26 protein-coding genes are annotated in these 21,729 nt (G+C 30.8%); 13 read left to right on the forward strand and 13 right to left on the reverse strand.

Going from position 1 to position 21,729, the window contains the following annotated elements; all coding sequences use genetic code 11:
- Positions 1-57 precede the first annotated feature (57 nt).
- The 4 genes from yajC to O9267_RS04335 form a co-directional block, all read right to left on the reverse strand.
- Positions 58-330, reverse strand: coding sequence for a preprotein translocase subunit YajC (gene yajC, locus O9267_RS04320; protein ID WP_298176418.1), 273 nt, complete (start codon positions 328-330; stop codon positions 58-60).
- Between the two features lie 15 nt (positions 331-345).
- Complete coding sequence (locus O9267_RS04325; RefSeq protein ID WP_298176421.1) at positions 346-846, reverse strand: DUF1573 domain-containing protein; 501 nt, start codon at positions 844-846, stop codon at positions 346-348.
- Positions 847-862: 16 nt separating this feature from the next.
- Positions 863-1,774 carry a transcription antitermination factor NusB gene (nusB, locus tag O9267_RS04330; RefSeq protein ID WP_298176479.1) on the reverse strand — a complete coding sequence of 304 codons (912 nt, stop codon included), beginning with the start codon at positions 1,772-1,774 and terminating at the stop codon, positions 863-865.
- Between the two features lie 122 nt (positions 1,775-1,896).
- Entirely contained in the window at positions 1,897-3,000 is a 1,104-nt protein-coding gene (locus O9267_RS04335; RefSeq protein WP_298176424.1) for a Glu/Leu/Phe/Val dehydrogenase, read from the reverse strand.
- A gap of 198 nt (positions 3,001-3,198) precedes the next feature.
- Here O9267_RS04335 and O9267_RS04340 point away from each other — a divergent pair, with 198 nt between their 5' ends.
- Together O9267_RS04340 and O9267_RS04345 are read left to right on the forward strand one after the other, a co-directional pair.
- The gene (locus O9267_RS04340; RefSeq protein ID WP_298176427.1) at positions 3,199-4,956 is read left to right on the forward strand and encodes an ABC transporter ATP-binding protein; all 1,758 of its coding nucleotides are present in this window, start codon (positions 3,199-3,201) and stop codon (positions 4,954-4,956) included.
- Positions 4,957-5,025: 69 nt separating this feature from the next.
- Positions 5,026-5,418 carry a PUR family DNA/RNA-binding protein gene (locus O9267_RS04345; RefSeq protein ID WP_298176483.1) on the forward strand — a complete coding sequence of 131 codons (393 nt, stop codon included), beginning with the start codon at positions 5,026-5,028 and terminating at the stop codon, positions 5,416-5,418.
- Between the two features lie 74 nt (positions 5,419-5,492).
- Here O9267_RS04345 and O9267_RS04350 read toward each other — a convergent pair whose 3' ends face one another.
- The 5 genes from O9267_RS04350 to O9267_RS04370 form a co-directional block, all read right to left on the reverse strand.
- Entirely contained in the window at positions 5,493-5,807 is a 315-nt protein-coding gene (locus tag O9267_RS04350) for a type II toxin-antitoxin system RelE/ParE family toxin (RefSeq protein WP_298176429.1), read from the reverse strand.
- Positions 5,798-6,040 carry a hypothetical protein gene (locus tag O9267_RS04355; RefSeq protein WP_298176430.1) on the reverse strand — a complete coding sequence of 81 codons (243 nt, stop codon included), beginning with the start codon at positions 6,038-6,040 and terminating at the stop codon, positions 5,798-5,800. The genes O9267_RS04350 and O9267_RS04355 overlap by 10 nt, the downstream gene beginning before the upstream one ends.
- A gap of 67 nt (positions 6,041-6,107) precedes the next feature.
- A complete protein-coding gene (locus O9267_RS04360; RefSeq protein ID WP_298176432.1) occupies positions 6,108-6,620 on the reverse strand; it encodes a hypothetical protein in 513 nt (170 codons plus the stop codon).
- A gap of 1 nt (position 6,621) precedes the next feature.
- On the reverse strand, positions 6,622-7,212 hold the full coding sequence (locus O9267_RS04365; protein ID WP_298176435.1) for a phospholipid scramblase-related protein: 591 nt from the start codon (positions 7,210-7,212) through the stop codon (positions 6,622-6,624).
- Positions 7,209-8,036, reverse strand: coding sequence for a hypothetical protein (locus O9267_RS04370; RefSeq protein ID WP_298176437.1), 828 nt, complete (start codon positions 8,034-8,036; stop codon positions 7,209-7,211). The genes O9267_RS04365 and O9267_RS04370 overlap by 4 nt, the downstream gene beginning before the upstream one ends.
- A 130-nt stretch (positions 8,037-8,166) precedes the next feature.
- On the opposite strand from O9267_RS04370, the gene O9267_RS04375 reads away from it, so the two are divergent.
- Positions 8,167-9,039, forward strand: a complete 873-nt coding sequence (locus tag O9267_RS04375) for a PPK2 family polyphosphate kinase (protein ID WP_298176440.1) — start codon at positions 8,167-8,169, stop codon at positions 9,037-9,039.
- A 1-nt stretch (position 9,040) separates the two neighbouring features.
- Here O9267_RS04375 and O9267_RS04380 read toward each other — a convergent pair whose 3' ends face one another.
- The gene (locus tag O9267_RS04380) at positions 9,041-9,805 is read right to left on the reverse strand and encodes an alpha/beta hydrolase (RefSeq protein ID WP_298176443.1); all 765 of its coding nucleotides are present in this window, start codon (positions 9,803-9,805) and stop codon (positions 9,041-9,043) included.
- Positions 9,806-10,039: 234 nt separating this feature from the next.
- On the opposite strand from O9267_RS04380, the gene nudK reads away from it, so the two are divergent.
- The 6 genes from nudK to O9267_RS04410 are packed head-to-tail and all read left to right on the forward strand — an operon-like array spanning position 10,040 to position 14,612.
- Positions 10,040-10,624, forward strand: coding sequence for a GDP-mannose pyrophosphatase NudK (gene nudK / locus O9267_RS04385; RefSeq protein WP_298176446.1), 585 nt, complete (start codon positions 10,040-10,042; stop codon positions 10,622-10,624).
- A gap of 51 nt (positions 10,625-10,675) precedes the next feature.
- Positions 10,676-11,626 (forward strand): 23S rRNA (adenine(1618)-N(6))-methyltransferase RlmF, encoded by a 951-nt coding sequence (rlmF, locus tag O9267_RS04390; protein ID WP_298176448.1) that lies wholly within the window; start codon positions 10,676-10,678, stop codon positions 11,624-11,626.
- Positions 11,627-11,664: 38 nt separating this feature from the next.
- Positions 11,665-11,895, forward strand: coding sequence for a hypothetical protein (locus O9267_RS04395; RefSeq protein ID WP_298176451.1), 231 nt, complete (start codon positions 11,665-11,667; stop codon positions 11,893-11,895).
- Positions 11,880-12,176, forward strand: a complete 297-nt coding sequence (locus O9267_RS04400; RefSeq protein ID WP_298176454.1) for a type II toxin-antitoxin system RelE/ParE family toxin — start codon at positions 11,880-11,882, stop codon at positions 12,174-12,176. Before O9267_RS04395 ends, O9267_RS04400 begins: the two co-directional genes overlap by 16 nt.
- Before the next feature lie 3 nt (positions 12,177-12,179).
- Positions 12,180-14,168 carry an excinuclease ABC subunit UvrB gene (gene uvrB, locus O9267_RS04405; protein WP_298176457.1) on the forward strand — a complete coding sequence of 663 codons (1,989 nt, stop codon included), beginning with the start codon at positions 12,180-12,182 and terminating at the stop codon, positions 14,166-14,168.
- A gap of 3 nt (positions 14,169-14,171) precedes the next feature.
- Positions 14,172-14,612: a PaaI family thioesterase gene (locus O9267_RS04410; protein ID WP_298176459.1), complete on the forward strand. Its 441-nt coding sequence runs from the start codon at positions 14,172-14,174 to the stop codon at positions 14,610-14,612.
- Between the two features lie 20 nt (positions 14,613-14,632).
- Here O9267_RS04410 and O9267_RS04415 read toward each other — a convergent pair whose 3' ends face one another.
- Positions 14,633-15,028, reverse strand: coding sequence for a VOC family protein (locus O9267_RS04415; protein WP_298176461.1), 396 nt, complete (start codon positions 15,026-15,028; stop codon positions 14,633-14,635).
- A gap of 84 nt (positions 15,029-15,112) precedes the next feature.
- Positions 15,113-15,997 carry a DUF4349 domain-containing protein gene (locus O9267_RS04420; protein ID WP_298176464.1) on the reverse strand — a complete coding sequence of 295 codons (885 nt, stop codon included), beginning with the start codon at positions 15,995-15,997 and terminating at the stop codon, positions 15,113-15,115.
- A gap of 183 nt (positions 15,998-16,180) precedes the next feature.
- On the opposite strand from O9267_RS04420, the gene O9267_RS04425 reads away from it, so the two are divergent.
- The 4 genes from O9267_RS04425 (at position 16,181) to O9267_RS04440 (ending at position 21,540) form a co-directional block, all read left to right on the forward strand.
- Positions 16,181-17,464, forward strand: a complete 1,284-nt coding sequence (locus O9267_RS04425; protein WP_298176485.1) for an anthranilate synthase component I family protein — start codon at positions 16,181-16,183, stop codon at positions 17,462-17,464.
- Positions 17,465-17,486: 22 nt separating this feature from the next.
- The gene (gene tilS / locus O9267_RS04430; RefSeq protein ID WP_298176467.1) at positions 17,487-18,794 is read left to right on the forward strand and encodes a tRNA lysidine(34) synthetase TilS; all 1,308 of its coding nucleotides are present in this window, start codon (positions 17,487-17,489) and stop codon (positions 18,792-18,794) included.
- Positions 18,791-20,812 (forward strand): thioredoxin family protein, encoded by a 2,022-nt coding sequence (locus O9267_RS04435; protein WP_298176470.1) that lies wholly within the window; start codon positions 18,791-18,793, stop codon positions 20,810-20,812. Before tilS ends, O9267_RS04435 begins: the two co-directional genes overlap by 4 nt.
- Positions 20,813-21,039: 227 nt before the next feature.
- On the forward strand, positions 21,040-21,540 hold the full coding sequence (locus O9267_RS04440) for a CAP domain-containing protein (RefSeq protein ID WP_298176473.1): 501 nt from the start codon (positions 21,040-21,042) through the stop codon (positions 21,538-21,540).
- On the opposite strand, the gene O9267_RS04445 is transcribed toward O9267_RS04440, so the two are convergent.
- A partial coding sequence (locus O9267_RS04445; protein WP_298176476.1) for a hypothetical protein occupies positions 21,527-21,729 on the reverse strand: 203 nt, incomplete at its 5' end. The genes O9267_RS04440 and O9267_RS04445 overlap by 14 nt on opposite strands.

Below are 21,729 nucleotides of genomic sequence, written 5' to 3' on the forward strand. Positions count from 1 at the left end.
AAAAGCGTCAAGAAAGAAATTTCAAGACGCTTTTTTTATGTGTTAAAATTGATTGAACTATTTTTTGTTCAAGGCAGCACTCATTTCCATAGAAATTGCTGAACGCTCCATTTTTAATTTTCCTGACATTGTTTCAATAACAATTGTTGTATCGCCCAATTCAGCAATTTTTCCGTGCAAACCACTTTTGGTTACAATTTTGTCGCCGACTTTTAGTGTGCTTTCAAATTCTTTTTCTTTTTTAGCTCTTTTTTGTTGTGGTAATATCATAAAAAAGTAGATAACCACGAACATTAATATAAAAGGTAAAAACGTTTGTATTTGTTCCATAATAATTTTTTTAGTTTATTTTATTTGAGCTTTTATTGTTAATAATTCTTTTCCAACTTCAGTGTTTGCTGTAATTGTAACCGATTTTTGCTGATTACCCGATTTTCCAGCTGAGTTGAAAGAAACTTTAATTTTTCCACTTTCACCAGGTTTGATAGCTTCTTTTGGGTATTCAGGAATTGTACAACCACATGAACCTTGAGCGTTTGAAATTACCAAATCCTCTTTTCCAGTATTTTTAAATTTGAATGTATAATCAACTTTACTTTCAGGTTTTATAACACCAAAATCATGTTCATTTTTTTCAAATGACATTACAGCCGTTCCTGTTGCAGGAGCATTTGTTTTTGATTCAGTTGTTGGATTCGTTGGAATTGTTTGTTGTTGTTCTGTAACTTTATTTTCTGGATTCATTGTGGCAATTCCAGTACTTGGATCAGTTGTAGCTTCTTTTTTGCAAGATGAAAAAAGTAATCCGAGTGTTAGTGTGGCAATAAAAATTGTTTTCTTATTCATAATTAATTGATTTTAATTACATTAAACCTCTACCAGTTTTTAATAATCGTTTGTTTTGTTCTAATTCTTTTACCAAATTATCCAAAATTCCATTAATGAAAATACTACTTTTTGGAGTTGAATATTCTTTAGCAATTTCAAGATATTCATTAATGGTAACTTTAGTTGGAATAGAAGGGAATTTTAAAAATTCACAAATTGCCATTTTAAGCAAAATTGTGTCAATTTCTGCAATTCTTTCTGTATCCCAATTAGGTGTTTTATCTTCAAATTCTTTGGCTAATTCTTTTTCGTTTAAAATCGTTTTTCTAAAAAGATTGCTAACAAATTCTTTGTCTTCGGTATCTTTATACAATCTCGAAACTCTAAACGAATCTTCTTTTCCGTTTTTGATAGCTTTCAATTGTCTGATGATTTCAGTATTAACTAACGGAATATCATCAATCCAAGTTAATTTGTTATCTTCAAGATATTCGTATAATTTTTCGTTTGGAGCAATAACTTCCATAAAAATAGACGCAATAAATTCTTTGTCTTCTTCAAAAGTATTTACATTATTTCGCATATAAGTTGCGTACAAATCACTTTCTTTTATAGCATTCAAAAGAATATTGATGTAATCGTCGTTAAGATTCCAAGTATTGATTTTTCTATCTTGAAGTGCAATGCTTAGCGAATTATTTTCTTCTAATAATTCTAAAATGGCATTATTGACAAATTTTTTATTTGGATTTTTTTCTTCTTTAGTAGCTAGATGTTTCTCGGCCGATTTTTGAAGAAAAACAACTTCTTTTTTTCTTATTTCTACAAGTGCTGCAAGTAGTGTTAAGTACAAATCTTGAATGTTTTCGATACTGTAAAGTAAAAATTTCTCTTCTTTTTCGATTGAATCAGAACCATTTTGATGCATGGCATAAATCGATTGCATTACTTTTACGCGGATATGTCTTCTATTTAACACTTGGTAAGAACTTTTATTGGTTTAAAAAATAACGGAGCAAAAGAATTTCTTTCGCTCCGCAAAAATAGTAATAATATTGTAACGCTAAATTATTTTGCGTTTTCTTTTTTTCTTTGTTCAATTCTTTCTTCAGCCATTGCTAAAGCAGCTTGATAGGTTGTCAAACCTTTTGAATTTGCTAAATCAAAAATAGCCAAAGTTGTATTGTAGATATTTTCAGTTCTTCGCATAGCTTCTGCTTTGTCATACTTAGCAATTTCTCCATAAACATTGATGATTCCACCAGCGTTAATTAAGAAATCTGGAGCATAAAGAATACCTTTTTCTTTCAAAATTTGACCATGAATTACTTCATTCGCCAACTGATTATTAGCAGCACCAGCAATAACTTTAGCTTTAATTCTGTTGATTGTATCATCGTTTACAGTTGCTCCAAGTGCGCAAGGTGCGTAAATATCAACATCTGCTCCGTATAAATCATCGCCTCTAAAAATTGAGGCACCATATTTTTTGCTAACTTCTTCCAAACGACTTTCATTGATGTCAGTAATTTGTACCAGAGCACCTTCTTTAGAAAGAAAATCAACTAATGTTTCACCAACATGGCCAATTCCTTGCACCAACACTTTTTTGCCGTCTAACTTTTCAGAACTAAATTGGTATTTGGCGGCAGCTTTCATCCCCATATAAACACCGTATGCAGTTACAGGCGATGGATTTCCAGAACCACCAATGGCTTCAGAAATTCCAGTTACATAAGGTGTTGATTTGCGTATTAAATCCATATCTGGAGTTGTTGTACCAACATCTTCAGCAGTAATATATTTTCCGCTTAGAGAGTTAACATACTCACCAAATTTGGTAATCAATTCGGGTGTTTTATCTAATTTAGAATCGCCAATAATAACGGCTTTTCCACCACCAAGGTTCAATCCAGAAATAGCTGATTTATAAGTCATTCCTCTTGATAAGCGCAAAACATCATTTAATGCTTCCCATTCGTTGGTGTATTTCCACATTCTAGTGCCACCAAGTGCCGGTCCTAAAACTGTGTTGTGAATTCCGATTATTGCTTTTAAACCAGTATCTTTGTCGTTGCAAAAAACAATTTGCTCATGATTATCAAACGATACTTGACCAAAAACAGGATCAACTTTGTGAAGTTCTTTAGCATTAATTACTTCTGTAGTCATAAATTTTTAATTTTAGATATTGAGGTTTTATCAAAATGACATCGCAAAATTAAGATTAAAATCAAAATATCGCACTAATTTTTGAAATAATTAGTAATTTGTTAATAAAAAGGGCTATTTGTGCTATTTGCTAAAATTATTTTTTAATTTGTTTTTTAACTAAAAAACATAAAAAAACTTGTATTTTATTTTAAAATAATGAAAGAATTACAATATTTAAATAAATATTTCATCAAATATAAATACCATTTTTTGTTTGGTATTCTTACAACTATTGCAGCACAAATATTTTCGCTTTTTACACCTAAATTAATTAGCAAATCATTTAAAGCAATTGAAGAGCATTCACAACATTTAGCAAGTGATGTTGTGCAGAAAGAGCTTTTTCATAATCTTTTATTAATTATTGTTACGGCTTTAGTCGCTGGATTTTTGTCTTTTATGATGCGTCAAACCTTAATTGTAATGTCAAGACACATCGAATTTGATTTGAAAAACGAAGTATTTCGACAATATGAAAATTTATCACAAAATTTCTACAAGCAAAATCGAACAGGCGATTTGATGAATCGTATAAGCGAAGATGTTTCCAAAGTTAGAATGTATGTTGGGCCAGCCGTTATGTATTCTATCAATACGTTTATTCGTTTTGCAATTGTGATTGCTTATATGTACGATGTCTCGCCGCGATTGACGCTTTATACACTTTTGCCATTGCCAATATTATCATATGCTATTTTCAAATTGAGCACGCAAATTAATAAACGAAGTACCATTTTTCAGCAATATTTATCTAAAATTTCGAGTTTTACACAAGAAGTTTTCTCTGGTGTTCGAGTTATAAAAGCTTATTCACTTGAAGCTCAATACCAAAAAAATCTAGTTGATTTATCCGAAGAAAGTAAGATAAAAAGTATGAGTTTGGCAAGAGTTCAATCCTTATTTGGGCCTTTGATGTTGGCGCTAATTGGAGTCAGTAACTTGGTTGTAATCTATTTTGGTGGAATGATGTACATTGAAGGAAAAATAGACAATATCGGAATCATTGCAGAGTTTATTTTGTATGTCAATATGTTGACTTGGCCAGTAGCTTCATTGGGTTGGGTTTCGTCAATGGTTCAAGAAGCCGAAGCATCGCAAAAACGTATTAATGAGTTTCTCAAAATTCAACCAGATATTGTAAATACTGTAAAAGAGCATTCAGTTATAAAAGGTGAAATTGTCTTTGATAAAGTTACATTTACCTATGATGATACTAATATAACTGCATTGCAAGAAGTTAGTTTTACTGTGAAAAAAGGTGAAACTTTAGCCATTTTAGGCAAAACAGGTTCAGGAAAATCAACGATACTTTCTTTGATAAGTAGGTTATACGATATTGATAACGGAAGTATTTTAGTGGATGAAAAATCAATTAAAAATATCAATCTATATGATTTGAGAAACAGCATCGGAATTGTGCCTCAAGATGCCTTTTTGTTTTCTGATTCAATCAAAAATAATATAAAGTTTGGTAAAGAAAATGCTACCGATGAAGAAGTTATTGAAGCTTCTAAAAAAGCAGTTGTACATGATAATATAATGGGTTTTACCAATCAATACGAAACTATTTTGGGCGAAAGAGGCATCACACTTTCTGGCGGACAAAAACAGCGTGTCTCTATTGCCAGAGCGATTATTAAAAATCCTCAAATTTTACTTTTAGACGATTGTCTATCGGCGGTTGATACCGAAACGGAAGAAGCTATTTTGAATAATTTACTGCAATTTTGCAAAGACAAAACTACCATAATTGTTAGTCATAGGGTATCATCTGCAAAAAATGCTGACAAAATTATCATCCTCGAAGATGGAAAAGTCTTACAGCAAGGTTCTCATAATCAATTAGTAAATCAAGAAGGTTATTACAAAGAATTATATTTGAAACAACTTTCTGAAAAAGATTTTGTTGAATAGTTGTTTTTTACTTCTTTTTTTATCATTTTTGAAATGAAAAAACAAACTAGAAAAACAGATAGAACGAATATGAGAGAAAATGATATGTTAGAAAAAGAGGAAATCTTTTCTAAAGTTTTAAGAGCAGGAAGAAGAACGTATTTCTTCGATGTGAGAGCTACCAAAGCTGATGATTATTATGTAACCATTACCGAAAGTAAAAAGTTTACAGAAGAAGACGGATCGTTTCATTTTAAAAAACACAAAATTTATTTATACAAAGAAGATTTTGCTGCTTTCACTGAAATTTTGGGCGAAATGACCGATTATGTATTGAATAGCAAAGGCGAAGAAGTAATTTCGGAACGTCATCAAAAAGATTTCAAAAAAGAGTATTCTTATGAGAAATCTGAACCAAAAGCAGATGCCGATGAAGAACCAAAAACGTCAAGTTTTACCGATATAGATTTTGATGATATTTAATCAAAAACAAAACTAAATAGAAAAGTTCGAAATTTGTTTTTCGGACTTTTTTGTTTGATAAATATTTGAGATATTTATAATATATTTATTTTAGTTGGATTTTGTCTTGTATCAAAAACATGTGAAACCAAAACCATTCTGTTTATATCATCGATCCAATAAATAATTTTATAATTTTTAAAAACCAAATAGCGATATTCTTGAATTCTATCACTTAAGGCATCATCTTTTTGACCAATAAAAGGATTTTTATCTAGTTTGAGTGATTCATCAACTATTCCGTTGACTAAATTTTGTGCAATAACAACTCCTGCATTGAATTTATAATATTCAAAAATGTCAATTAGTTTGTCTTCCGCAAATTGAGTCCAATAAACTTCTAACTCCATTTTTGGATTTTAGTTTTTAGACTACTTGCAGAAATTATTCGACCATTTTTAGAATCTTCGAGAGATTGTTCAATATCAGAATTGAGTTTTTGTTGACTCATAGGCTTCATTTCTTTTTCAAGTAATTCAGCCTTGCCTTTATGAAGTAGTTTTTCTAAGTCAATGACAATTTCCTCATTTTGAAGTCTAAGAAATTCTTGAATGAAAGTTAATTTACGAGTTTCAATGTTCATATTTTAAATTTTAAACAAATATAATAATTTTTATAATACATATAATTTCATCAATCAAATTGAAAACTCACATCGGACCTTTAGGAATTTCTTTAGTTTTTAAGGATGCCATTTTTCCTTCCGAGTTAATGGTTATGAAAAGTTCTCGTTTAAAATATTTCTTTTCAAACTCAATGTTATATCTAAAAAGATAAGAATCATTTTCTACATCATAGGTTATATCTAGCAAGGTCAATTCTTTAAATTTTCCGTTGCGCGAATTGATTTTGGCACAAACCGTTGATACTTTTTCAACCGTTGTACTTTCAATCACACTTTGAGTTGCTTCTGAAGAGTTAAAAACTTTAAATTTGGAGGTCGAACAACTTTCGAGCAAACGCTTACCAAGATTATAAGATAAATTTACTTTGGCAAGACTAACTTCTTTTTTCTCAACCTTTACAAATCTTGAATTATCAACTTTTGCAATAGAATCTTTTTCCGTTTTTGTTTTGTCATTAGTTGATGCAATAGTCTTAGGTGCTTTACTTTTGCAAGAAAACAAGGTGATAAGTGCTATTACAAAAACTAATTTCTTCATTTTATTTTTCTTTCAAAACCATATCAATACACATAACAGCAGCCAAAATAAGTGGTCTAATTGGTGCATCTTGAGCAACAACTTCATTGATTTGCAAAACATAATTATCAGCTGATGTGAAGAACTCTTTTCCTATACCAGCCCATTTTTTGCTTACATGTGCCAATTCTTTTCCATCTTTATTGAATTTGAAATCCCAACCCGTCCATTTTCCTTCTAATGTGCATAGATGCTTGTCGTGTGTGTCAAAAACCTCAAATTTCCCGCCAAATGACCAGAATTTTTGTTTGAAAAATCCAATAGTTCGGTTGTTTTCGTCAAAAACTTCCACATCGGAACGAAAAATTGCAATGCCACGTTTGATTGAAACAATTGGTTTTCCTTCTGGAGTTGTAACTACAACATTGAAAGGTGTGTTGCGTTTATAATCGGTAAAACGGAACATTTTTGTAAAAAAACCTAATCCAACTTCTTTAGTTGTCATGATTTGATGATTGTTTTCTGGATCGAAAATATCATAGTTATTTGACGCTTTGAACATTCCGATTTTTTCTTTTACAAGAAATAAGTTTTTGTTTAAAATTGGATTCATTTTTTTAAAGTTATTTTATATATATTTGATTCAAGTACTTCTGTATCATTGTCTTCACAGATTAAGAAACTAATAGTTTCAGGCGTTTCTTCTACTAACGTAATTCCTTCAAGTTTATTGGTTTTGGAGATGATTTTATGCGATTTTAACTTCATTTTAGTAACATCAATCTGCCCAATTATGCTTCCTAAAACTTCACCATCATGATAAGTTGATTCAGTTGCTTCGGCAGTTGCTAGAAAATAAATTTGGTCGCCAACCAAAATTGCATCGGTAAAACTGGTTTCGACACCTTTTATTTTGGGTAATTTGAATTTGTTATGCAAAATAGAAAACTCATCGGTTAGATTTTTTCCTGAAATGGTGAAGATGGCATTTTTTGATTTTTTTCCGTTGCTTCGGTTGAACAAAAACCAATTTTCTCCATTGTATATAGCACCTTCGAGATTGAAATCTTCTGGATTTATTTCGCCAAAACTCTGCATTGAAGCATAAAGCATGCTCAAATCTTGCGTTGCAATTACTTTTTTAGTTTTAGCATCGACTTGAACCATCGTATTTCGATTTTCGGTTGAACCTGAACCAAATATGTAAATTGTATCTTCAAATTGTGTAATGGCTTCAAAGTCTTTTTTGATTTTTTTTGGCGTGTTTTCTTGAGCGTTTTCTTGTAGCGGATAACGTTCTAGTTTTTCGGTTGAAATATTGTATTCGTATAGAAACGAACTATTATCGCCAACTGCTACGATAGTGTTGTTGTGATAAACTAATCCTGATGCAGACCCAAGTCCGATGATTTTGAATAGAAATTGTAATTGCTCCATATTTTGCAGATAAGCCTAGCCCAGATAGCAGTGGAAATCCTTTTCTTTTTTTCTTTAAAAAAGAAAAGATTGCAACGTATAGCTGGAAATAGCTTCTAATTATTATTTTTACAAATATAAATGATTTACGATGAACTCAATTAATCCAGAAGATTTTAAAGTTGTAGGCAAAATAGAATTGTCTAAAATTCCAACAAAATTGTCTATTGACACCGATAAAGACCAAGAAGAAGAGGCTTTGGACAAGGTACAAGTAAAGTTGAGCAAGAAGCAAGATGCCATGTATGCGCACAACAGATATGCTTTTTTGATTTGCTTACAAGGCATGGATACCAGCGGAAAAGACAGTTTGATAAGAGAAGTTTTTAAGGAATTTAATCCGCGTGGAGTAGTGGTTCATAGTTTTAAAACGCCCAATTCTACCGAGTTGGAGCACGATTACTTATGGCGTCATTATTTGGCTTTGCCCGAAAAAGGAAAGTTTGCAGTCTTTAACAGAACACATTATGAAAATGTGTTGGTAACTCGCGTGCATCCCGAGTATATTTTGTTTGAAAATTTGCCAGGAATTGAAAAAGTGGAAGACATAACACCGCAGTTTTGGGAAAATAGATTCGAGCAAATCAATAATTTTGAAAAACATATTTCGCAAAATGGAACCAAAATTTTGAAGTTTTATTTTCATATGAGTAAAGAAGAACAGCGTCAACGATTACTGAAAAGGCTTGAAAATGCTGAAGATAATTGGAAATTTTCGACTGGCGATTTGAAAGAACGCGAACGTTGGGATGATTATATGAAATATTACGAAGAAGCGATTAATAAAACATCGTTTGAGCACGCGCCTTGGTATGTTGTTCCAGCTGATGATAAAGGAATTGCACGCTATATTGTGGCCAAAACCATTTGGGAGGAAATGGAAAAACTTACTGATATTACCGAACCAGAATTAGACCCAAAAGTAAAAGCGAATATTGAAGTTTATAGACAGCAGTTGCAATAGTTTAGTGTAAGTTTAGCAATGCATTTCTAATAATTTCATAATGCGACCAAGGAATAAAATGGTCAGCATTTTTTATTGAAATAGTGTCCATTAGTTTTGCATTAACAAATTCTTTTTGAATAAACGCCATATTAGAATAGGGCACGAGTTGGTCTTTTGTGCCATGAATAACTGTAATTTTACTTGTGATTTTTCCTAAATCTTTTTTCATGGTAACTAAATCGTGTTTTAGCCACCAAAGTTCATCATTAGAAGGTCGTAAAGCGCCGGGAATTAAATAACGAATAGGTTTTTTCATTATAAAATTTCTCCAAATTTCAGGATTTTCTGCTTTTGGATCCACCGAGCCTGCTAATATTATGAGGTTTGCATATAATTTTGGTTCGAGAGTTGCCATTTTAGTGATAACTGGTCCGCCCATCGAATGACCAATTAATGTAATCGGTTTTTTGTTATCAATCGATTTTAAAAATAATGTGATTCTTTTGGCTTGTGTTTGTAAATCCTCAGCATTACTAAAGTTGCTATACCCAAAACCAGGTCGGTCTATAGCTATCATTCGATATTTTTGTAACAGTAATGTATCTTTTAAATACTCTTTGTAAGCATCCCAACTTCCTGGTGAACCATGTACAAAAAATAAAGTGGGATTTTGATTATTTCCCGTTTGCAGATAATGAATTTTATATTCGCCTAGAATTACTGTTTTATCAATGAAATCGGTATTTGTAGTTTCAAAAAATGCCTTTGTTTTCTTTGAATTCATCCTCATTTTCATGCATGATTGGCATAATATTAAGTAAGTGAAAATGAAGATAAAAAGGAAGTAGATTTTTTTAAACTTTCTTTTTTTCTTAAAAAATCCATTATTAGAAGAAATCATGATTCAAATTTTGAATAAAAATAAGAATTTTAAAACGTAAAAAATTAGTTTTGAAATAATTAACATAATAATAAGATTTTCAAGAAAATGGCGTTATAAAACATATAAAAAATTCTCATGGCAAACCCAAAAATCAAAGTTTTAGATTCAGAATTGTTATCGGACAATTGGTATATTCTTAAAAAAATAACATTTGAATATCAAAAAAATAATGATCTAATAGAAAAACAAACTCGTGAAGTTTATGATCGTGGAAATGGAGCAACTATATTGCTTTATAACAAAGAAAGTAAAACAGTTATCTTAACGCGACAATTTAGAATGCCAACTTATTTGAACGGAAATAAAGACGGAATGATGATTGAAGCTTGCGCTGGACTTTTGGACCAAGATAATCCTGAAGATTGTATAAAAAGGGAAACCGAGGAAGAAACAGGTTACAAAATTAACGATGTACGCAAAGTTTTTGAAGTATACATGTCGCCTGGTTCAGTAACAGAGATTATTCATTTTTTTGTTGGCGAATATTCAAGTGCTATGAAGGTGAATAATGGTGGTGGATTAGATCATGAACAAGAAAATATTGAAGTTTTAGAAATTACTTTTGAAGAATCTCTGCAAATGATAAAAAAAGGCGAAATTAAAGATGCTAAAACAATTATGTTGTTGCAATATGCACAAATTAATAATCTTTTAGTTTAATATAATTTTATTGTTAAAGTTTCTTATATTTGGAAATAGAGAAATGATAAAATGATGAGTAAAATAGAAATAGAAAAACCTACCTTACATCCAAGAAATCCCCATAGATTTAGATACGATTTTAAAAAATTAATTGCAATTTATCCTGATTTAAAACCGTTTGTTTTTATCAATGAACACGATTCAGAGACTATTGATTTTGCTAATCCAAATGCTGTAAAAGCGCTGAATAAAGCAATCTTGATTTCAGATTATGATATTCAGAATTGGGATATTCCGCAAAATTATCTTTGTCCGCCAATTCCTGGAAGAGCCGATTATATTCATTACATAGCCGATTTATTAGCCGAATCTAATAATGGAATAATTCCTGAAGGTGAAGAAATTGTTGGTTTAGATATTGGAATTGGAGCCAATTGTATTTATCCAATTATAGGAAATGAAACTTATCAATGGAGTTTTGTTGGAACCGATATTGATGAAAATGCAATTCAAAATTGTAAAAAGATAATCACTGAAAATCCTAAGCTAATTGACGCAATAAGTTTGCAATTACAAGTTGAACCAAGATTTATTTTTAAAAATATTATTTTGCCCGAAGATAAATTTGCATTTACGATTTGCAATCCACCGTTTCATTCGTCGCAAGAGGAAGCTACGAAAGCATCTTTACGAAAAGTCAATAATTTAGAAGTAAAAAAATCTTCTAAACCTATTCTAAATTTTGGTGGTCAAAATGCTGAATTGTGGTGTAGTGGTGGCGAAATTGGTTTTATCACTCAAATGATTTATGAAAGTGTAAAATATCCCTTGCAAGTTTTTTGGTTTACGACTTTAGTTTCCAAAAAAGATAATTTGCGAAGCATTTATAAAACCCTAAACAAAGTTGGTGCCGTCGAAATTAAAACAATAGAAATGGAACAAGGGCAAAAAATAAGTCGTTTTGTTGCTTGGACATTTTTGAGCGAAAAACAGCAGAAAGAGTGGAAGTTTACGGTTTGATAAAAACTTTTGTTTAAATTTGTATAAAACTTTTAGCTATGAGTACAATTGAATTGAAAAACTTAGTAATTTCTAAAATATCTGAAATTAACGATGAATCTTTTTTATTGGCAATTAATACTATTTTGGATAGCAAATCTGAAAGTATTTTAATTCTTTCTGATGACCAAAAAAGTTCCATAAAAAAATCTCAAAAAGAATATTTAGAGGGTAATTATTTTTCAAATGATTCTGTTAATGAAGAAATGGAAAAATGGCTAAAACAGTAATTGTATGGACATCAAATGCTAAATTTGAATTAAAGTATATTCTTGAATTTTATAATTTTAGAAATAAGACCAAAACATATTCTCTAAATCTTTATAGAAAAATACAATCTGAGATAAATCTTCTAATTTTTCAACCAACAATTGGTAAGAAGACAGATATAATTAATGTTAGAGGTTTAATCATTGAAAATCATATTGTCTATTATGAGTTAAATGAAAATCAAATCATTATATTATCCGTTTGGGATTCAAGACAAAATCCAGATAGATTGAAATTATAATAAATGAAATTCCAAGTTGTATCCGATTACAAACCTACTGGCGATCAGCCACAAGCTATTGAAAAACTTTCAAATGGTATTCTCAATGGCGATAAGTACCAAACTTTATTAGGAGTTACTGGTTCTGGAAAGACATTTACCGTTGCCAATGTGATTCAAAATGTAGAAAAACCAACGCTAGTTTTGGCTCACAACAAAACATTAGCGGCACAATTGTATTCTGAATTCAAGCAATTTTTTCCAAATAATTCGGTGCAATATTTTGTTTCTTACTACGATTATTACCAGCCAGAAGCTTTTATTCCAGTTACTGGAACGTATATTGAAAAAGATTTATCTATTAATGAAGAATTAGAAAAACTTCGATTAAGTACAACTTCTGCCTTACTTTCTGGTCGTCGTGATATAGTTGTAATTTCTTCAGTTTCTTGTTTGTATGGAATTGGAAATCCAGTTGAATTTCAAAAGAATGTGGTTTCAATTGAAAAAAACCAAATCATTTCTCGTACTAAATTATTACACAAATTAGTTCAAAGTTTATATTCTAGAACCGAAGCTGAATTTACGCCTGGAACTTTCAGAATAAAAGGTGATATTGTCGAAATTTTTCCAAGTTATGCTGACGAACCTTTTCGAGTACATTTTTTTGGAGATGAAATTGAAGAAATTGAAGCTTTTGATGCTAAAACTTCTCAGGTTTTAGAAAAATATGAAAAACTGAATATTTATCCAGCCAATATGTTTGTGACTTCGCCAGATGTTCTGCAAGCAGCGATTTGGGATATTCAACAAGATTTGGTCAAACAAGTCGATTATTTCAAAGAAATCGGAAAACATTTAGAAGCAAAACGATTGGAAGAACGAACCAATTTCGATTTGGAAATGATTCGAGAACTAGGTTATTGCTCTGGAATTGAAAACTATTCTCGTTATTTAGATAGACGTTTGCCTGGAACTCGACCTTTCTGTTTGTTGGATTATTTTCCAGATGATTTTTTGATGGTTGTGGATGAAAGTCACGTAACGATTTCACAAGTTCATGCTATGTATGGTGGCGATAGAAGCCGTAAAGAAAATTTGGTGGAATACGGTTTTAGATTACCTGCTGCTATGGATAATCGTCCGTTGAAGTTTGAGGAATTTGAAAGCATGCAAAACCAAGTGATTTACGTTTCTGCAACACCAGCTGATTACGAATTGCAAAAATCGGAAGGAATTTATGTAGAGCAAGTCATTCGCCCAACAGGTTTATTGGATCCAATTATAGAAGTACGTCCGAGTTTGAATCAAATTGACGATTTAATTGAAGAAATTCAAGTTCGTTGTGAATTGGACGAACGTGTTTTAGTGACCACTTTAACCAAAAGAATGGCGGAAGAATTGACGAAATATTTGACTAAAGTTTCCATTCGTTGCCGTTATATTCATTCCGATGTGGATACTTTGGAACGAGTAGAAATCATGCAAGATTTGCGCAAAGGTTTATTCGATGTTTTGATTGGAGTAAACTTATTGCGTGAAGGTTTGGATTTACCCGAAGTTTCGCTTGTTGCAATTTTAGATGCCGATAAAGAAGGATTTTTGAGAAGTCATCGTTCACTAACACAAACAGTTGGTCGTGCCGCACGTAATGTAAATGGAAAAGCAATTATGTATGGCGATAAAATCACGGCTTCGATGCAAAAAACTATTGATGAAACCAATTACCGTCGTGAAAAGCAGATTAATTACAATACTAAACACGGATTAGCTCCAAAAGCCTTGAATAAAAGTTTAGGAAGTGCATTAGGAAGCAACTCGGTTTCTACACAATACTACGAAAACCAAGCATTAAAAGCTGCTGAACCTGAAAGTTTGTATTTATCAAAACCTGAAATAGAGCAAAAAATCAGAAACGCTAGGAAAGCCATGGAAAAAGCTGCTAAAGAATTAGATTTTATGCAAGCTGCCAAATTGCGTGATGAAATAAAAGCTTTGCAAGAAAAAATTTAAGCTATGTCAAACCAAGAACATTTCATTAAACTCCAAAACATGTACTTATCTGGTTTGATAAATCAAGAACTTTATTATTCTGTACAAATTGAAGTTACTTCTGAGAAAGCTGAAATTTCAATGCAAGTGGAACCAAAATATTTTCATGCTGGAAATTCTTTGCACGGTTCGGTTTATTTCAAAATGTTGGATGATGCGGCTTATTTTGCAGTGAATTCAATTGTTCAAGATTCATTTGTTTATACAACTTCTTTCAATATCCAAATACTTCGTCCAGTGAAAGTTGGCAATATTAGAGCAGTTGGCGAATTAAAATTCAAATCAAAAAATCTTTTTATTGCTGATGCTATTTTGTATGACGAAAAAAATCGTGAAGTAGCTCGCGGTAGCGGAAATTTTATGAAAAGCGGAATAGAATTGAATGAAAATATTGGGTATAAATAATAAGTTAATCAATATCTTTTTTAATTGTTTACTGCAAAAGCAATTACATGACCATCTAAATCAGAAAAATAAAAAGTAGTATCGCCCCAATTTCGAGTTTCAATTTCGCTAATTATTTTTGCATCTAAATTTTTAATATTTTGATATTCTTCTTGAAGATTTTCAACTATAAAATACAATTCACATCTTGGAATTCCATTTCCTAAATCTGGATGAGGTAAAGTAGGCGTTATTATTTTTGCAATTCCATCATTTGGCATTAATCCGAGTTTGCAAAAATCATTTACAATAAATTCGGTCATTCCAGGAACATTCAAATCGGCATGTTTTCTTAAAACTTTTTGATAGAAATCGGTGCTTTTTTGTTGGTCTTTTACATAAAGAATTATTTCAGTATGTTTTATTTGCGGAATCATTTTTTCAAAATTTGATGCTAATGTAAATAAAAAAATCTCGTAATACGATTGTATAAAACGAGATTTTATTAATGAAATTAAGATTTATTTTTTGGCTGCTTTAAATTTTTTAATTACAATCCAAATAGCAATTCCGATTAAAATAATTGTCCAAAACTGAATTATGAATGAAACAATATCTTCCAGAATAAACCAGCCCGATTTGATGCTATCCCAAAGTTTAATGCCTAAATGTGATCGCGAAATCATTTTGTTTTCGGTGTTGGCAATTTTTTCTTGTCTTACGGTTTCTCTTTGATAAATATTGAGTGTCAATGTGCTGAAATTGACTTGGTCGCGCAATGACAAGTTTTCAATTTTCTTGTTGTCAAGTTGCTCTTTTTTAGATTCTAACGTGTCTTCACTGGTTACAATTTGGTTAAGTTTTTTACCTTTTGAATCAATAGCATTTGTAACACGATTTCCAGAAGATTTTAAACGATTTTGAGCCAATTCATTCGATAATAGTTGCAAGGAAACATCGTCTGCTTTTATTACTCGATAATCTAAAAAGTCAATTTGCTTTGCAATAGTTTTGATAACGGTGTCAAGTTGTGTGTTAGGAACACGAATTGTAATATTATTTTCAACAGAATACTTAGTAGTTTCAACCAAGCTATCTTGACTAATTTTGGAAGTTTCTGTTTCAGAAATAGAGCTTTGTAAGTTGGTGTAAATTACAAAGCCACCATGTTTAGTTGTAGCATTTTCAATCGCATAAGTTGATTGCGGAACATTTTTGACACGAAACTTAACATCTGCGGTTCGAATAAATTGTCGTTTTGAATCTGGTTTTTCGACCGCAGCCGAAGACGAAACAACATCTGCCGAAGTCATTTCTTCGCTTACTGATGCATTATCAGATTGTTTGCAAGAATAGGCGAGTGTTACTAACAAAATCGCCAAACCAATTTTTGGAATTGTTTTCATAAAAAATTACTATTAAAGGGTTGTTAATTAAAAATGGAAATAGTAATTTTTATTCAATAGTAGGATGGATTTAATTGGTTTTTAACTAATTAATTCACTACTAAAAACTGTGCCAAGATTTTTGTAAATGTCTTAACTAAGAATTTTAATTTTGTACTTTTGAAAACCCTAAAAAGCGATTCGTTGAGAACATCCATTTTTAAAACTATTTCTAATGCTGCCGAATTCAAATCGCAGTTGTTAGCTTGGTCGCAAAAGTTTAGAGAAGTTGTTTTTTTAGATTCTAATGAATACCATCAAAATTATTCTAGTTACAATTACGTATTGGCTGTTGATGCTTTTACTTCTATAAAAACTGATTTTCACAATGCTTTTGAAGATTTGCATCAATACCAAAGTCAAACAAAAGATTGGTTATTTGGGTATTTGTCGTATGATTTAAAAAATGATAGTGAAGATTTAAAATCGACTAATTTTGACGGATTGGATTTTTCAGATTTGTATTTTTTTCAACCAAAGAAATTATTTTTAATTAAAGAAAATCAAGTTGAAGTTTGTTATTTAAATATGTGTGATGATGAGGTTGAGGATGATTTTGAAGAAATTATGACTTCAACTTCCATCTTCCAACTTCCATCTTCCAACATTATAAAGCAAAGAATTTCCAAAGAAAAATATCTCGAAAAAGTTTCAAAAATGCTTGAGCATATTCATCGAGGCGATATTTATGAAGCGAATTTTTGCATGGAATTTTATGCCGAAAATGCTCAAATTGAACCATTAGATGTTTATCAAAAACTGAATGCTATTTCGGAACCACCATTTGCTACTTTTTTCAAAAATGATAAGCAATATTTGATGTCGGCATCGCCAGAACGCTATTTGAAAAAGCAAGAAACCAAAGTGATTTCGCAACCCATAAAAGGAACTTCAAAGCGATTTGATGATTTAGAAATGGATGAAAATTCTAAAAAAGAACTTTTAGAAAACCCAAAAGAACGTTCAGAAAATATTATGATTGTTGACTTGGTACGAAATGATTTGTCTAAAACTGCTACAAAAGATTCGGTAAAAGTCGAGGAATTGTGCGGCATTTATACATTCAAACAAGTACACCAAATGATTTCTACCATTGTTTCTAATGTTGAACATACTACTTCGCCAATAGAAATTATTAAAACTACATTTCCAATGGGAAGCATGACGGGTGCACCAAAGATTTCAGCAATGAATATTATCGAAAATTTGGAAGAAACCAAACGTGGATTGTATAGTGGAGCTGTTGGTTATTTTGCTCCAAACGGCGATTTTGATTTTAATGTTGTTATCAGAAGTATTTTGTATAATTCTAAAAAACAATATCTTTCGTTCTCTGTTGGAAGCGCAATTACTTCATTATCTGAACCAGAAAAAGAGTATGAAGAATGTTTGCTAAAAGCCAAAGCCATGTTTGAAGTGCTTCAATAGAAATAATTTGCTACTTTTGGACATGCTTATCAAATTTCAAAATCAGTTAAATCAAAAATTCCCATTTCTAAAAGAGAAAAAACTTCTTTTGGCGATAAGTGGCGGAATTGATAGCATGGTTTTGGTTCATTTGTTGCATGAATTAAAATATAGTTTTGCCGTAGCACATTGCAATTTTCAACTTCGAAATATTGAAAGTAATGAAGATGAAAGTTTTGTAATTTCGGTATGTGAAAAACTAAAAACCCCATTTTTTACAGTAAAATTTGATACTAAGAAATTCGCAGAAGATTATAAATTATCCATTCAACTAGCCGCTCGAAAGTTGCGTTATGATTGGTTTTATGAGCTTTTAGAAAAAGAAAACTGCGATTATATTTTGACCGCACATCATTTGGATGATAGTTTAGAAACCTTTTTAATCAATTTCACTCGCGGAACAGGATTAGAAGGGTTGACAGGAATTCCGGTACAGAATGATAAAATTATTCGACCACTTTTGCCTTTTTCAAGAAAAGAAATTGAAGATTTTGCTCATGAAAATAAAATTAAATGGCGAGAAGATTCGAGTAACGCTTCCGATAAATATTTGCGAAATAAATTGCGCCATGATGTAATTCCGACACTAAAAGAATTGCAACCGAATTTGATTTCCTCTTTCGATAAAACAATTGAAAACTTGCAACAATCACAATCGTTGGTTGAAGACGCTTCAAAATTGGTTTATAAAATTGTAGTTGAAGAGCAAGATAATCTTTTAAAAATCAATTTAAAGGAATTGTTAAAGTTACCAAATTACAATGCTTATTTATTTCAATGGTTAAAAGATTTTGGTTTCACTGCTTGGTCAGATATTGCTGATTTGGTAAATGCACAATCTGGAAAGCAAGTTTTTTGTGAGGAATTTATTTTGTTGAAAGATAGAGATTATTTAATTCTTTCGCCAAAAAATGAAATTGATTTGGAAGAAGTGTTTTTGGTTTATAAAGAAGAAAATCAAGTTAATATTCCCTTAAAATTTGAGTTTTGTAACATAGATGACACTACCATTTCAGTTTCAAATAGTATATTTGTAGATGAAGATAAAATTCAATTTCCATTAATGTTAAGAAAATGGCGTGAAGGCGATTATTTTTATCCACTTGGAATGAAAGGAAAAAAGAAGTTGAGCAAGTATTTTAAGGATGAAAAATTATCTTTAATTGACAAATCACAAGTTTGGTTATTGTGTTCTAATAATCAGATTATTTGGGTAATTGGCAAGCGACAAGACGAACGATTTAAAGTTGAAACAAACACAAACAACATAGTACAAATTAGAATTAAATGAAAAAAATAACCTTTGCAATAATTGCATTTTTTGCATTATTAAATGTTACCGCTCAAATAAAAGAGCCAGTAAAATGGAAAACTAAAGTTGAAAAAGTGTCCGATAACGAATTCAATTTAGTTATAAATGGAACGATAGAAAAAGACTGGCATGTTTATTCTCAGTTTACTCCAGACGGTGGCGCATTACCAATGTATTTGACTTTTCAAGATCAAAAAGGAAATTATGAGTTAATAGGAAAAGCCAAAGAAAGTCCATACAAGAAACATTTTAATGATGTTTTTGGTGTTGATGAATATTATTTTGATAACAGTGTAAAAGTGACTCAAAAAGTAAAAGTTACCAATCCTAAAACAACTAAAATCAAACTAGAATTTGAATACCAAGCTTGTAAAGAAGCGTGTATAAATGATAAGAAAAACTTTGTGTTTGATATTCCTGCTATTCAAGTTAAAGAAGATGTAGTTGCAACAAATACTACTTTAGATACTGCAAAAGTTGTAACAGACAAGGTTTCTGCTAAAACAGATGAAGTTAAACCAGTTGTTAGTGAAGAGCCAGCAAAAGTAGTTGAAACTCCAAAAAAAGAAGAGAAAAAAGGACTTTGGACTATATTTTTTCTAGCTTTTCTTGGCGGATTTGCAGCATTGTTGACGCCTTGTGTGTTTCCAATGATTCCAATGACGGTTAGTTTTTTTACAAAACAAAGTAAAACAAAAGCTGAAGGAAAAAGAAATGCCATTATTTATGGAATATCGATTATCTTAATATATGTGGTTCTGGGATTAGCTGTTACTGGAATTTTTGGAGCAGATGCTTTAAATGCTTTATCTACTAATGTTTGGTTCAATGTGATTTTCTTTGTTTTATTGGTTGTTTTTGCGACCTCATTTTTGGGAGCTTTTGAAATTATGTTGCCGAATTCTTGGGCAAATAAAGTTGATAGACAAGCTGATAGAGGTGGAATTGTTGGTATTTTATTTATGGCTTTAGCTTTAGCAATAGTTTCGTTTTCTTGTACAGGACCAATTGTGGGAACACTTTTAGTAGAATCTGCTTCTAAAGGTGGAATCGCACCTATTGTTGGAATGTTAGGCTTTTCATCTGCGTTGGCGTTACCGTTTATGCTTTTTGCTATGTTTCCTGGTTGGATGAATTCGTTGCCAAAATCAGGTGGTTGGTTGAATACTGTTAAAGTTTCATTAGGATTTTTAGAGTTAGCTTTAGCATTCAAATTTTTATCAAATGCCGACTTGGTTCTACAATTGCATTGGTTTGAAAGAGAAACCTTTTTAGCGATTTGGATAGCCATTTTTGGAACATGGGGAATTTATTTACTTGGAAAAATTACTTTGCCACATGATTCGCCATTGTCTCATATTTCTGTTGGAAGGTTGTTTATGGCAATACTAGTTTTATCGTTTACATTTTATATGATTCCAGGGCTTTGGGGTGCACCATTGAAATTAATCAGTGCATTTCCACCACCAGAAACTTACAGTGAAAGTCCAAATGGAGTAGGCGGTTCATCAGTTGTTAGCGGAGAAAAACTTCCTGATGGAGCAGAAATAGGTCCACATAAGTTAGTTTTATTTACAGACTATGATAAAGGGATGGCTTATGCAAAAGAAGTTAAGAAACCTGTTTTATTAGATTTTACTGGACATGCTTGTGTTAACTGTAGAAAGATGGAAAACAATGTTTGGTCTGATGAGCGAGTATTAAAAATATTGAAAGACGAAGTTGTCCTTATTTCTTTATTTGCAGATGATAAACGTCCTTTACCAAAAAATGAGCAGCATATTTCTAAATCAACTGGTTCCGAAATTGAAACTATTGGTGATAAATGGACTGATCTAATGATTACAAAGTATAAAACCAATACACAACCATTATATGTATTAGTTGATTTAGATGGTAATAATTTGAATGCAATCACACCAACTACAAGTTACAATCCTGATGTAAGTTTATATGAAAATTGGTTAAAACAAGGTATTTCAAATTTTAAAAAATAGTTTAAATCTAAATTGTATAGTAAATCCCAAATTCGTTTGGGATTTTTTTGTTTCAAATTATAAATATAAAAGAATAATCTTATTTTTAATAATGAATTATGTATTTCATCGATTTTATTTGTTATTTAAGCGGTTTTATTTGTAGTATTGTATAACAAATTATTACAAGAATTATCAATAAAAAGATTTTTGCCCCACATCTATCTTTTGCTTAAAACCTAACTATTATGAAAACAAATTTACTTACATCGTTATTGATTTTGGTATGTTCTTTTACAACCATTTCTTGCTCAAATGACTCTGAAGATTTAGTTGATGATTCAAATGCACAATTAGTTACTGATTATACTTATTCTGCAGATGAAACACACTTGGTTGACTTAATTAATAATTATAGAGTTAGTCATGGTAAAAATGCACTTAGTATAATTAATCATATTTCATATAAATCACAAGAACATAACTTGTATATGATTGAAAAAAATGTTGTTAATCATGATTATTTTGAAGAAAGATCAAACAATATTATTCAAGTTCTTGGAGCAATAAAAGTTGGAGAAAATTTGGCTTATAATTTTTCTAAACCAGAAACAGTTTTAAATGCTTGGTTATTAAGTTCAGGTCACAAAGCTAATTTAGATGGAGATTATACTCATGTAGGAATATCTATTACAATAGATCCAGTTACTGGTAAAAAATATTATACTAATATGTTTATGAAGAAATAGTTTGTTTTAGTTGTTTTAGATTTTTTTTGAAAATTAACCATGTATTCTCTATTACGTGGTTTTTTTTACCCAAAAAAAGCCACTTATTACTAAGTGGCTTTTTGTTATTTTGATTATTTTTAATATTATATTCTAGTAATAATAAACTCTGATCTTCTGTTTTGTTGGTGAAGTTCTTCTGAACAGTTA

Source organism: Flavobacterium sp. (genome assembly GCF_027531705.1).
In the GTDB taxonomy this organism is placed as follows: Bacteria; Bacteroidota; Bacteroidia; order Flavobacteriales; family Flavobacteriaceae; genus Flavobacterium.